This window comes from Labrys sp. F242, assembly GCF_057813875.1.
On sequence record NZ_JBVASG010000001.1, the window covers coordinates 768,829 to 781,120 of the forward strand.

At 62.5% G+C, this 12,292-nt stretch carries 14 protein-coding genes; 7 read left to right on the plus strand and 7 right to left on the minus strand.

Features of this window, described 5'->3' with window-relative positions; all coding sequences use genetic code 11:
• The first annotated feature begins 7 nt into the window (after positions 1–7).
• On the plus strand, positions 8–1,024 hold the full coding sequence (locus tag ACZYTC_RS03610; protein ID WP_454814965.1) for an aldose epimerase family protein: 1,017 nt from the start codon (positions 8–10) through the stop codon (positions 1,022–1,024).
• 123 nt (positions 1,025–1,147) lie between these two features.
• On the plus strand, positions 1,148–1,645 hold the full coding sequence (locus ACZYTC_RS03615) for a hypothetical protein (RefSeq protein WP_454814964.1): 498 nt from the start codon (positions 1,148–1,150) through the stop codon (positions 1,643–1,645).
• Positions 1,646–1,683: 38 nt separating this feature from the next.
• Here ACZYTC_RS03615 and ACZYTC_RS03620 read toward each other — a convergent pair whose 3' ends face one another.
• The 3 genes from ACZYTC_RS03620 to ACZYTC_RS03630 all read right to left on the minus strand — a co-directional run bounded on the left by ACZYTC_RS03620 (position 1,684) and on the right by ACZYTC_RS03630 (position 3,186).
• Positions 1,684–2,448: a metallophosphoesterase family protein gene (locus tag ACZYTC_RS03620; RefSeq protein ID WP_434957368.1), complete on the minus strand. Its 765-nt coding sequence runs from the start codon at positions 2,446–2,448 to the stop codon at positions 1,684–1,686.
• An 85-nt stretch (positions 2,449–2,533) separates the two neighbouring features.
• The gene (locus ACZYTC_RS03625; RefSeq protein WP_454814962.1) at positions 2,534–2,824 is read right to left on the minus strand and encodes a DUF1330 domain-containing protein; all 291 of its coding nucleotides are present in this window, start codon (positions 2,822–2,824) and stop codon (positions 2,534–2,536) included.
• Positions 2,821–3,186, minus strand: a complete 366-nt coding sequence (locus ACZYTC_RS03630; RefSeq protein WP_434957366.1) for a MerR family transcriptional regulator — start codon at positions 3,184–3,186, stop codon at positions 2,821–2,823. The genes ACZYTC_RS03625 and ACZYTC_RS03630 overlap by 4 nt, the downstream gene beginning before the upstream one ends.
• Before the next feature lie 204 nt (positions 3,187–3,390).
• Here ACZYTC_RS03630 and ACZYTC_RS03635 point away from each other — a divergent pair, with 204 nt between their 5' ends.
• Positions 3,391–3,834, plus strand: a complete 444-nt coding sequence (locus tag ACZYTC_RS03635) for a YqfO family protein (protein ID WP_434957365.1) — start codon at positions 3,391–3,393, stop codon at positions 3,832–3,834.
• Between the two features lie 22 nt (positions 3,835–3,856).
• On the opposite strand, the gene ACZYTC_RS03640 is transcribed toward ACZYTC_RS03635, so the two are convergent.
• A complete protein-coding gene (locus tag ACZYTC_RS03640) occupies positions 3,857–4,861 on the minus strand; it encodes an asparaginase (protein ID WP_434957364.1) in 1,005 nt (334 codons plus the stop codon).
• A gap of 263 nt (positions 4,862–5,124) precedes the next feature.
• Between ACZYTC_RS03640 and ACZYTC_RS03645 the strand changes: the two genes are divergently transcribed.
• Complete coding sequence (locus ACZYTC_RS03645) at positions 5,125–6,588, plus strand: NAD-dependent succinate-semialdehyde dehydrogenase (protein ID WP_488988928.1); 1,464 nt, start codon at positions 5,125–5,127, stop codon at positions 6,586–6,588.
• Between the two features lie 67 nt (positions 6,589–6,655).
• Here ACZYTC_RS03645 and ACZYTC_RS03650 read toward each other — a convergent pair whose 3' ends face one another.
• On the minus strand, positions 6,656–7,291 hold the full coding sequence (locus ACZYTC_RS03650; RefSeq protein ID WP_488988929.1) for a DUF7847 domain-containing protein: 636 nt from the start codon (positions 7,289–7,291) through the stop codon (positions 6,656–6,658).
• A 469-nt stretch (positions 7,292–7,760) separates the two neighbouring features.
• Between ACZYTC_RS03650 and ACZYTC_RS03655 the strand changes: the two genes are divergently transcribed.
• Entirely contained in the window at positions 7,761–8,801 is a 1,041-nt protein-coding gene (locus tag ACZYTC_RS03655; protein ID WP_434957361.1) for an alpha/beta hydrolase, read from the plus strand.
• A gap of 37 nt (positions 8,802–8,838) precedes the next feature.
• Here ACZYTC_RS03655 and ACZYTC_RS03660 read toward each other — a convergent pair whose 3' ends face one another.
• Positions 8,839–9,180 carry a cupin domain-containing protein gene (locus ACZYTC_RS03660; RefSeq protein WP_434957360.1) on the minus strand — a complete coding sequence of 114 codons (342 nt, stop codon included), beginning with the start codon at positions 9,178–9,180 and terminating at the stop codon, positions 8,839–8,841.
• Between the two features lie 85 nt (positions 9,181–9,265).
• The gene (locus ACZYTC_RS03665; RefSeq protein WP_488988930.1) at positions 9,266–10,009 is read right to left on the minus strand and encodes a FadR/GntR family transcriptional regulator; all 744 of its coding nucleotides are present in this window, start codon (positions 10,007–10,009) and stop codon (positions 9,266–9,268) included.
• 261 nt (positions 10,010–10,270) lie between these two features.
• Between ACZYTC_RS03665 and ACZYTC_RS03670 the strand changes: the two genes are divergently transcribed.
• Entirely contained in the window at positions 10,271–11,350 is a 1,080-nt protein-coding gene (locus tag ACZYTC_RS03670) for an ABC transporter ATP-binding protein (protein ID WP_434957358.1), read from the plus strand.
• 10 nt (positions 11,351–11,360) lie between these two features.
• Complete coding sequence (locus tag ACZYTC_RS03675; protein ID WP_434957357.1) at positions 11,361–12,290, plus strand: carbohydrate ABC transporter permease; 930 nt, start codon at positions 11,361–11,363, stop codon at positions 12,288–12,290.
• Positions 12,291–12,292 lie beyond the last annotated feature (2 nt).

Consider the following 12,292-nt stretch of genomic DNA (forward strand, 5'->3'; position numbering starts at 1 on the left):
AAATCCCATGTCCAAGCCTGTCCTGTTCGGAACCTTCAACGGCGCCGATGTGCTCGAGGTCACCCTGCGCTCCGATGCCGGTGCCGAGGCCCGGATCATCACCTATGGCGGCGTGGTGCGCGATCTCCTGGTGCCCTCGAAGAATGGGCCGCAGCGTGTGGTGCTCGGCTTCGAGAAATTCGAGGACTATCCCAAATATTCCCCGCATTTCGGCGCCGTTCCCGGCCGGGTCGCCAATCGCATCGGCTTCGGCCGTTTCACCCTGGATGGCGTGACCTACGACCTCTCCAAGAGCCATGGCGGGCCGCACACGCTGCATGGCGGCGCCACCGGCTTCGGTAAGCGCGTCTGGTCGCTGGTGCAATCGGACCAGCGCTCGGCCACTTTGGTGCTGGTCTCCGAAGATGGCGACATGGGCTTCCCCGGCCGCGTGGTGACGACCTGTACCTACCGGCTGCTGGAGCCGGCGACGCTGCAGGTGATCTTCACCGCCACCGCCGACAAGGCGACGCCGATCAATCTCGCCCAGCATTCCTATTTCAATCTCGATGGTTCTGCCGACGTGCTCGACCATCGCATTGAGATCGACGCCGATTTCTACACGCCCACCGATACCGATCTCATCCCCACCGGCGAGATCCTTTCGGTGGCGGGTACGCCCTATGATTTTCGCGCGCCGCGTCCGCTGCGTTTCGATACGCCGGAGGGCCCCTTCAAATACGACATCAATTTCGTGCTGCGCAGTGCCGGCACGCTGACGCGGGCTGCGCATGCTTGGTCGCCCAAAAGCGGCGTCAGCCTCGAGACCTGGACGACCCAGCCCGGCGTCCAGCTTTATGATGCCGCCAAGCTGGATATCGCGGTGCCGGGCCTGGGCGGCGCCAAATATGGGGCCTTCGCCGGCTTCTGCCTGGAGACCCAGAACTTGCCGGATGCCGTGAACAAGGCGCATTTCCCATCCTCGATCATCCGGCCGGGCCAGGTCTACGATCAAGAGACGCAATATCGCTTCGGACAGGTGTGAGCGGGATAATCCGGTTCTCGTTCGGGTGCGCGGGCATAGTGGCTTCGCATCCGGGACGGAGCTGCGCCATGGTTGATCTGTCTGGTACTTTCTGCACCGCAGGAGCAAGTCGGATCTTACCCGATGGCGAATTCGATCACCTATGAGGCGCGGCCTGATCTGCCATTTCTGCAGATGAACAATTCACTGACGTCGGTGTTCATCGGCGTATTGGCGTTGGCTGCCTCGTCATTGGCTGCGACCTGTCGGCATTGCCAGCTTGCATCCTGGATCGCCGCAAGGGACCAGGGCGTCTATGGCCTCGGAACCGTGGGCTTCGATGTTTCGGAGATGCCCTGGGAAATCGAGAGTTTCGTCGAAGACCGCTCCTTCCTCCTGCGCACGATTGCTACTGCGAAAGCGAAAGAGGGCTGGCACGGGCTCGGCTATGAGCCGAAGGAAGAATGGCTCATGCCATGCCTGGATAAATTCCAGGTGCTGCTGGCGGCGTTCGCGCCGGCGGATATTCGCGCCGAGGCGCAGAATGACAGGAATCGGTGGTCGGCTCCCGAGTTCGACCGTTGCCAGGTGCACGGCCTGATCAAGCATGTCCATGGCTGCCCGATCTGCAATGGGTCGTGATGGAGGGCATCAGCCCAACAGCAAGCAGCCACCCTGGCCTAAATCTCGCTCAGATAGACGATCTCGGTTTCAATCTCCCCGTCGTTGGTCTCCACGATGCGATAGCCGCATCGCGTCGCATCGACTTCAAGCCGATCGGCCTCCTTGACGATCTGGTAGGAGACGGCGGGGGTGCAGAACTGTCGGATGTTCGCCTCGTGCCGTTCATCCGCCATGTGATAATGGCCTGAAAACACCGATATGCCGCACTGGCTGCCGATCAGAAGCGCCTTGAGAGCGTCGCGTTCCTTCAAGGAGGCTCCGGCATGCTCCACCGGCGTGTCGATCGGCAGGATGGGATGATGCAGGAACAGCAGGAGCTGGCGCGTGCCTTGCAGTTCCCGCGCGAGCCAGCCGAGCTGGTCCTCGTCCACCCGGTTGGTTGATGAATCGAGAAACAGCCATTTCAGCGCCGGATCGCCTTCGGAAAAGCAGGCCTTGCCCTGAACGGCATGGGTCTGATCGGAAAGGAAGGGTGAAACCGCGTCATAGTCGTCGTGGTTGCCCAGCACTATTTTCGAATTGAAATCGTAGGATCCCAGAATCTCGAAGAAATCGGGGACGGCGCCGCGTGCTCCGATATCGCCGCCGAAGACCACGTCCGATATGTCTCTTGCCGCAATGTCGTCGAGGACTTGGCGCAGGTGATCCCAGTGTTCGGCAGGCTCGTTGGCATAGCGCATCTTGTCGCTGTCCATCGCACCGCCCATGACGAGCCTCTGACCGAGATGGGCGTCGGTGAAATAGGCGAATTTTCTTGTCATCAGGGCGGCCCGCCAGTTGCGTGGACTTGTCGCCCCGTTCTAGCGGGCCGTGTCGGGCAGTGTTTCGACTTGCGTCGAAGCATGCTCAATCGACGCCGTCCACCCGGATCAGGTTTCTGCTCAGGGCCTTGCCACGAAAATTCAGGGCCTCGGCATATTCAGGGGAGGCATACCAGGCCTCGACGGCCTCCCGGTCGGGAAATTCTACCAGGACGATCAGGCGAGGCGACCAGTTTCCCTCCATGTTTTGCACCGATCCGCCGCGTGCCAGATAGCGGCCGCCATATTTTTCGATCGTCGCGGGGGCCAGCCACACATAGGCGTTCCAGGCTTCCACGTCCTGCGGAACCACGTCGGAAATGACATAGGCACTCATGATTTTCGTCCTTTTTCCAGTTCAGCCAGGTCCAGGATCTTCTGCTGGATGACGACGAGACAGGATTGAAGGTCCTCGATCTGGGCTGCCACCCGCCGGCCTTGCTTCTCAAGCATGTCGCGGCGCGCGGCCTCGGTACCGGCGCCCTGCTTCCACAAGAGCGCATAGGCCGCGATGTCCCGGATCGGCATGCCCGCAGCCTTCATGCGGCCGAGGAATTCGATCCAGCCGAGGATGGCGGCGTCATAGTCCCGCTGGCCCGAACGGTTCCGAAAGGCTGGCGGAAGCAGGCCGGCTTTCTCGTAGTAGCGAAGCGTGTGCACCGACAATCCCGAGCGACGCGCCAGTTCTCCGATTTTCATCTGTCTTCATCGCACTCCTGAACTGTCGTCGAGGCTACTTGCTGGAGTGCACTCTAGATCAAGTGCTGATTTGCGGGATATCTGACGCGTGGCGAGTGCCGTCCAGGGAGCGACTTGCATGGGGCCTTCTCTGCCGAGAATGCTGACAGGCAGTTGTCAGCAGCGGCGGACTAAGGTCCCGGCTTCAACCAGCCGGAAGGGCAGATGGCCATGACAGGTTTCGAGACATTGTCGGTTTCGATGGTGCCCATGCGCCTTCTGACGTTTCAGGCTCCGGTGGAGGATGTCGATCGTATCATGGCGGCGGTCATTGCCATCACTCCGCTCACGATGGGGGCCTATGACAGCAATGCCTATCAATCCGCGCCCGGGACCGAGCGCTATCGCCCATTGGAAGGGGCGGCGGCCGGCGCCGAAAGTAAGCTTCGCCAGCGCCCCGGCGTGGTGGAAGTCTGTTTCGAGCTTCCAGATGTGCAGGAGATTACGGAGAGGGTGATCGAGGCGATCTTCCAGGCCCATTCCTACCAGGAGCCGGTGATCAGGCTGCAGACCATCCTGTCCAGCCGTTCCAAAGGGCTTGATGACAGCAAGAATCCCAATCGCTGGTGGAACAGCACGGGTGATTGGAAGAAAGCGGCCTCGACCTGAGGAAGAGCGACAGGGCGCCGCTTCAGGCCAATGCCCCCGCCAGGCGGAGCCTGCCCACCTCGATGCCGTTCCAGTTCTTCTGTACGGGTTCGAGGAAGCGTTTCAACGCCTCGGCCTCGTTTTCGGACAAGGGCAGCAGCTTGGCGATCACGCCGGCCATCATCAACTCGGCGGCTCTGGTGCCGCCATCATCGCATTTGAGGGCGATGCCGTAACCGAGTTCGGGAAAGGCGGCGCAGAATACGCCCTCGGCGCCGGTCTTCACGAAGACGCGCTCGCCGAAGATCGTCATGATCTCGGTACAGAAGCGCTTGGTGCCGGCAATCAGGAATGGTTCGGCCGCCGCGGCGCGGCGGATGCGGGTCGCGGCCTTCCCTCGCTCGGGGCCGAGATGGGCGCCGGTGCCGAAGCGGGCAAAGCCCCGTGCCACGCCGGCCAGCGGCGCGGCCTGGGTGGGAATGGAGCAGCCGTCGATGCCGACGCCATCGCCGGTGAGGGCGGCGCCGCTCATCTCGTTCACCGCCCCCATCACCTCGCGCATCACCGGATGCCCGGCTTCGACGTAGCCATGCGGATCGCGATCTCCGGCGCAGGCAAGGCAGATGAAGCCGGCGTGCTTGCCCGAACAGTTGTTGTGCAGGGCCGAAGGCTCCTCGCCGGCACGCAGCAGGGCCCAGGCGGCCGGGCGGAAACTCGGCGCATGAACGCCGCATTCGAGCGCGCCGGCATCGCGGCCGGCCTTGGCCAGCATGGCGGCGGCCGTCTCGACATGGCGCTGTTCGCCGCCATGGGAGGAGACGGCGAGGGCGATGTCGGCGTCGGTGAGGCCGAGCTTGTCGGCGGCTCCGGATTCCAGCAAGGGCAGGGCCTGGAACGCCTTCACGGCCGAGCGGGGAAAGATGGGCCTGGTGACGTCGCCAAGTGAAAGCACAAGGCGGCCTTCGGGATCGCTGACGGCAACGGCGCCGCTATGCCGGCTTTCGACCATACCGCCGCGTATGAGTTCGGCCAGGACGGGATTGGACATCGCGACTTGCTTTCTTTATGTGCAGCAAGCCTATTCCTCCTGATCGACCAGGGAGGATGAGGAGGAATAGGCAGGATCTAAAACGCTTGCAGAATATCCCGATACCGTCCACGGATCGACGATATCGGGATATTCTGCTTGGCCTCCATCGCAGGCTTCGCGAGGAGAGGCAACACCCGAATATGTGATCACATTTCTACATTGATCCGCGCGCGCCGAACGCCTATCTAAGCGCCAGCGAGAGACATAACGGAGGAAGGCGCATGTTGGAAAAGCTGGCGCAGACACTCGAATTCAAGCGTGAAGCCGCCTACGTCAACGGTCAATGGATCGCTTCCGATAGCGGCAAGACCTTGCCGGTCACCAATCCCGCCACGGGCGAACTCATCGGCAGCGTGCCCAATTGCGGCAAGGACGAGACGGCGCGCGCCATTGCCGCCGCCGATGCCGCTTTCCCGGCCTGGCGCGCCAAGACCGCCAAGGAGCGGGCCAAGATCCTGCACAAGCTTGCCGACCTGGTCGAGGCTAATGCCGACGCACTCGGCGTGCTGCTCACGGTCGAGCAGGGCAAGTCGCTCGCCGAAGCGCGCGGCGAAGTGGTGTTCTCGGCCGCCTATGTGCGCTGGTTCGCCGAGGAAGCCCAGCGCGTCTATGGCGATGTGATTCCTTCTCCCTGGCCGGGACGCCGCATCCTGGTCACCAAGGAGCCGGTCGGTGTCGTCGGCGCCATCACGCCCTGGAATTTCCCCTCTTCGATGATCGCACGCAAGCTCGGCCCGGCTTTGGCCGCCGGCTGCACCATCGTGATCAAGCCGGCCCTGCAGACACCCTATTCGGGCCTTGCCTGGGGCGTGCTGGCCGAGATGGCCGGCGTTCCCGCCGGCGTCGTCAACGTCCTCACCGGTTCGGCGAGCGCCATCGGCGGCGAGCTCACCTCCAATCCGCTGGTGCGCAAGATCACCTTCACTGGCTCCACGCCGATCGGCAAGCTGCTGGTCGAGCAATCGGCCAAGACACTCAAGAAGGTCTCGATGGAGCTCGGCGGCAACGCTCCCTTCATCGTGTTCGACGATGCCGATGTCGATCGGGCGATCGAGGGCGCGATGATCGCCAAGTACCGCAATTCCGGTCAGACCTGCGTGTGCACCAATCGCTTCCTGGTGCAATCAGGCATCCACGACAAGTTCGTCGAGAAGCTGATCGCCGCTTCCAATGCGCTCAAGGTCGGTAACGGCCTGGAGGCTGGCGTGCAGCAGGGCCCCCTGATCGACGAGAAGGCGGTGGAGAAGGTCGAGGAGCATATCAGCGACGCCGTTGCCAAGGGCGGCAAGGTGGTGGCGGGCGGCAAGCGCCATGCGCTCGGCCACACCTTCTTCGAGCCGACGGTGGTGACCGGGGTGACCCCGGACATGCTGGTGGCGCGCGACGAGACCTTCGGGCCGCTGGCCCCGGTGTTCAAGTTCGAGACCGAGGAAGAGGCCGTCCGGATGGCCAACGATACCGAATTCGGCCTGGCCTCCTATTTCTACACCAAGGATCTCGGCCGCGCCTTCCGGGTCGCCGAAGCGCTGAAATACGGCATGGTCGGCGTCAATGAGGGCCTGATCACCACCGAAGTCGCTCCCTTCGGTGGCGTCAAGGAATCCGGCATGGGCAAGGAAGGCTCCAAATACGGCATCGAGGATTACATCGACGCCAAATATGTCTGCCTCGGTGGCCTCGACTAAGGCTTGCTCGCCTGCTGACAGCTGAATCGGGAAGGGCCGGCACCACGCCGGCCCTTTTTTGTTTGGGTCAGTCGAATACGGTTGTCAGTTGCCTGACGTCGGCGCCTTCTTTCACGCGGAGGAGCTGGAAATAGGCCATCGCCGACGCAACGAAGGCAAAGCTGGTCGACAAGGCATCGACGCCGATGGTTGCGACATATTTCAGGTAATTGACTTGATCCGGCGCTGCACCCGGATCTTGGAAGGCAGCGATGATTTCCTCGAAATTGATGGCCAGTCTCGGTGCAATTTGAAGAAGCAGGAGAAGCAGGCCGAGGATCAGCAATTTCCATCGGTAGCCTCTCGTCAGTTCTGCACTTCTTTTCAGCGCTTGGAGGGGCCCGGTTCGCTCGACCACGCAGACGGGGACTGCCACGAAGTAACGGCAGAGCACCATCAGCCCGGGGATGATCAGGACGACGAGCCCGAGATAGAAGGCCCCGAGGAAGATGATCGTGGTCGCAAAAAGGGCAAGAAAACTGCGGCGGGCGTGCGTAAAAGCCGCTCCAAACGAGAAGGGTTGATGGCTCAGCATCTGCTGGACGCCCAGACAAGTTATCGCTCCGGCCGTTGCACTGAGTGCAAGGCTGAGCAGCAGGGTCGACCAATACTCGACCGAGGTGAGGAGGCGATCCTGCGGTATCGGGAAGAAAGTCAGGATCAACGGGGGAGGCAGCACCGCAACCAGGGCCAGCAGCGTGAGCCGCAGGAATTGGCTGCGGTAGACGGCCCAGCTTACGCGCAATACCAGGCCGAGACCAAAATGATGCGCGGCCGATCTGGCTACGGCGATATTCTCACTTCCCGACATGGCTGGACGAACTTCCCTATGGCGTTTTGCGATTTGACGGCTTCACTCCAAATCGCAAAGACGCGCCGAGGGCGTTTCTGCCAAAACGCGCTTTGCTCTAGAATGCACCGACACAACCTCCGCGATGTCATCGCGGGGCACAAGGTTCGGCACCTCTCGGATAGGCCGATTGCGTGACATTTTTGCCTCTATTGAGCAGAAAGCGCCATGAAATCGGGAAATTTTTGCCTGGAGGGCGCTGTCGCCTCAATTTCGCCTGTTCACTGACTATTCACCCCTTGCGCTGCATTGAAAGCAGCTCGGCAAACGGGATTGGGTTTCGATGCGGGTCGCCTCGCTCTTCGCTTTGGTTGCTTCGGCTTTGGTTCTGACGGGCTGCGTCGGGATCGATGACGATTCCGGCGACGCAACCTCGTCCTTGAAGCCGGTGCTCACCAACACGGCTTCCAACGATCAGGCGGCCAACGCCGCCCCGCTCGGCATTTGGCGCGGCGGCATGACCATGCTGATGATGACCACGCGCAATTCGACCGGCAGCAAGGAGCCTTGGTTCGGCGCCAAGCGCGCTTCCGATCCGACCGCAGCTCGCCTCGTGATGTATCCGCCGTCGAAGTCGCTGCTGGCCGCCGTCAATCCGGTTTCCACACCGGGCTGGTCTGTGGCCGGGGTGAGCGCCCTGCCGGGCGACCAGCCCGCCACGGCCCTTGCGGCACAGGCCGAAGGGCGCGACGTCATCGTCTATGTCCACGGTTATAACGAGACCTTCGACAGCGCGGCGACGAGCTATGCTAAGCTGGTCGATGGCATCAAGTTCTCGGGCGTACCGGTGCTGTTCTCCTGGCCCTCTCGTGCGGCGCTGCTGGACTACGTGACCGACAAGGACAGCGCGATGTGGTCGCGCGACGCCTTGGAGGACACGCTCACCGCGCTCGCCAACGATCCCAAGGTCGGTCGCATCAACTTGATCGCCCATTCCATGGGCAGCATGGTGATGATGGAAGCCCTGCGCTCGATGTCCGATCGCATGGGGGCTTCTCTCCCCAATCATTTCGGCGCCATCGTGCTGGCCAATCCGGATGTCGACCTCGACCTCTTCCGTCGCCAGATGAAGCGCCTGTCGTCGCTGTCGTCGAAGATGACGGTGATCGTCTCCAAGAACGACCGCGCCCTGGAAATCTCGACCAAGCTCGCGGGCGGCGTGCCGCGCGTCGGCTCCGGCGACAGCGAGGAGTTGCAGAAGACCGGCGTGAAGGTGGTCGATGCCTCCGATTTCGGCTCCGGCTTCATCAACCACGACATCTTCATGAGCCGCGAGGAAGTACGGGCCGTGGTCGCCCGCGCGATCGAGAACGCGGATCAGTAGTCTTCTGCGCTGGTTGCAGAACCGCGCCAAAACGGGATCATGCCAGGAAATCGGCGCGGTGCGGGGTGAAACAGTCCACTAGGCGGCCCTTCTCGAGTGCTTTGACGCCATGTTCGAGGCCGGATGGCACGATGAAGCTGTCGCCGGTGGCGAGCGTTTCGGTTCTTCCTCCAATGGTGACCTCGAACCGTCCCTCGGCGACATAGCTGGACTGTATGTGGGGATGCGAATGCAACCAGCCCACGCCATCCTTCTCGAAGGCGAATTCGACCATCATCAGTTCGTCGGTATAGGCCAGGATGCGTCGCCGGTTGCCATCGGGCGTGAACCGCCATTCGGCGTCACCGGAGCGGGCGAATAGCTCCTTGCTGCGGATCATCGGACTTCACCTCGCTGTCCAGCTACGACCGGGAAGATAAGCACAGGTTTGGCGCGCTGTCCCGCAGACCGTCGGACGGGGCTGTCTATTGCCCGGCGGTCTTCTCGATGGCGCGCGGCGCATTGCGCAGGGCCTCCAGCATGCGGGCCCGCGAAATTTCCAGCAATTGGCTCATGGCCATCGAGGCCTCGTCCGCCTTGCGGGCGAGAATGGCCGAGACGACGACCTGATAGGGCTGCAGATCCAGCGCCTGCCCATTGGTGCTGCGCTGGGTCAGGCCGAAGGAGACTTTCAGCGCCGTCTTGACCGCCCGCCCAATGGTGACGAACAGGCCGTTATGGGTGGCCGTCATGATGGCGAGGTGGAATTCCGTCTCGGCGCCCGCCGCCAAGGCTGGCTGCCCGAGCATGGATACCAGATCCGAGAAGCGCATCCGTATGCGTTCCAGATCATCCGCCGAACCGTCCCGCGCCGCCAGGAAGCAGGCACGTGGCTCGAAGCAGTTCCGCATTTCATAGAGATCCTCGATGATGCGCTCGTCGAACTGGGCATTGAGGCGCCAGGACAGCACGTCCTGGTCGAGCAGGTTCCAGTCGGCGAAAGGCAGCACGCGCGTGCCGGTCTTGGGGGAAACCTCGACCAGTCCTTTGGCCGCCAGGTTCTTGACGGCCTCGCGCACCGTCGAGCGGCTGACGCCATACGCCTGGCAGAGTTCGTTCTCGATGGGCAGGGTGTCACCGGGACGAAATTCTCCCGAGGTGATGCGGGTGCCGATGATGCGCGCGACCTGCGCACTCATCGTGCTGATGGCGGTATCCCGCTCGAACATACTCATCTCCAAACCAGCCCGCGGCCGTACACCGGCGGGAAGGCGCCCTTCGCTTGGGCAGCTTCGATCGTGCCCGGGAAGGCCTTCCACCTCTTATCACCGCTATCGGGGGCGAACAAAGCGCCCAACAACCCTCCTGCCAATTATGAATCCTCCTACAAATTGCCGATATCCGGCTCGGCGACGGATTGACACCGCGCCGCGATTACTCATATCTTATCATCAGATGATAATAAGAAAAGATGGTAGGAGGAAGAGGCCTTGAGTGCCATCGACATCGACAAGGTGTCCAAGACCTTTGGCGCCGTGAACGTCATCGCGGACCTTTCTTTGAAGATCCGCTCGGGCGAATTCATTGCCTTCCTGGGGCCGTCAGGCTGCGGAAAATCCACCTTGCTGCGCATGATCGCGGGGCTGGAGCGCGTCGATGGTGGCTCGATCTCGATCGGAGGCCAGAGGGTCGACCAGCTTCCCCCGGGCGCTCGCGGTGTCGCCATGGTGTTCCAGCATTATGCGCTCTATCCGCATATGACGATCTACGAGAACATGGCTTTCGGCCTGCGCAACATTGCCGTGCCCAGCCAGGAGATCGATCGCCGGGTGAAGGAAGCGGCGCGCATCCTGGAGATCGAGCCGCTGCTCGCCCGCAAGCCAGGCCAACTTTCCGGCGGCCAGCGACAGCGCGTCGCCATCGGCCGCGCTCTGGTGAAGAGCCCCAAGGCCTATCTGTTCGACGAGCCGCTTTCCAATCTCGATGCGGCACTACGCGTGCGCACCCGCGTCGAGCTGGCGCGCCTGCACCAGCAGGTGCAGGCCACCACCATCTTCGTCACCCATGACCAGGTCGAGGCGATGACGCTGGCCGAGCGCATCGTGGTGATGAATGCCCGCAAGATCGAGCAGGTGGGCACGCCGATGGAGGTCTATTCCCGCCCGACCACGGAATTCGTCGCGCGTTTCGTCGGCTCCCCCGCCATGAACTTCCTGCCCGTTACCATCGCCGAGCAGGGTGGTCTTGCCGCCGCCAGGCTCGCGGATGGCACCGGCTTCGCCACCCGCGTGCCCATCGCGGTCCTGCCTCAGGGCGCCAGTCTGCGCCTGGGCGTCAGGGCGGAGGCCGTCCGGGTCGATCCGGCGGGCTCTCTTGCAGGCCGGATCGAAGTGGTCGAGCGCCTCGGCGATCGCACGCATCTCTATGTGCGCCTGCCCGATGGCACCTCGTTGGTCGCTGAGGACAAGGGCGCGTCGACCGCTGTCGCAGGGAGCGAGGCCCGTTTCTCGATGGATTCGCAGGCCGCACATCTGTTCGACGATGGCGGCCGTGCCTTCCATGCCGCGTGAGGAGGGGGCGATGTCCACGCAGAGCCTTCCCTCCGCCGCGACCGTGATACCCGTCCCCCGCTATGCCGGCGCTTCGATCGGGCCGAGCTGGCGCAATCTTCTGTTCGTCCTGCCTTTTCTTGCCGTCTATGTCGTCCTCTTGGTCTATCCGCTGTTTCGCGGCATCTGGATCAGCCTGCAGGAATACGACATGTTCGACCAGACGGCCTCCTTTGCCGGCCTGGCGAATTTCCGGCGCCTGTTCGCCGACAAGATCTTCCTGGGCACGGTGAGCAATACGTTCGTCTTCGTGCTGATGACCGTGCCGGTTTTCGTCGCCATCGGTCTTGCTCTCGCCCTTGCTCTCAACCGGGAGAGCAAGGGCAGTGCCGCCTTGCGGGCGATCTTCTTTGGCACCTCCGTGCTGTCGGTGACCATCGTCACCATCATCTGGAAGATGATGTATCTGCCGGACCGGGGCTTGATCGCCGGTATCCTCTCGATCTTCGACCTGCCGCCCATCCAGTTCCTCACCAGTCAGGAACTCGCCTTGCCGGCCATCGCGCTGTGTACGCTGTGGTGGGTTATCGGCCTGCCGATGATGCTCTTCCTCGCCGCCTTGCAGCAGATACCGGGCGAACTCTATGAGGCGGCCGCGCTCGACAATGCCGGGCGTTGGCGCTCCTTCTGGTCGATTACGCTGCCTTCGATCCGGCGCAGTGTCGTCGTCGTCGCGATCTACGAGATCGTCGCGCAGTTCCAGCTGTTCGGCCAGGCCCAGCTCCTCACCAGGGGGGGACCCAACAACGCATCGCGCCCCATCGTGCAGTTCATCTACGAGGAAGGCTTCCAGCGCTGGAACGTCGGCTATGCAGCCGCGGCCTCCGAGGTGCTGTTCCTGTTGATGGCCATCGCTGCGATCCTGCAATATGTCGCCGCCCAGCGGCGCGCGGAGGGCTAGGC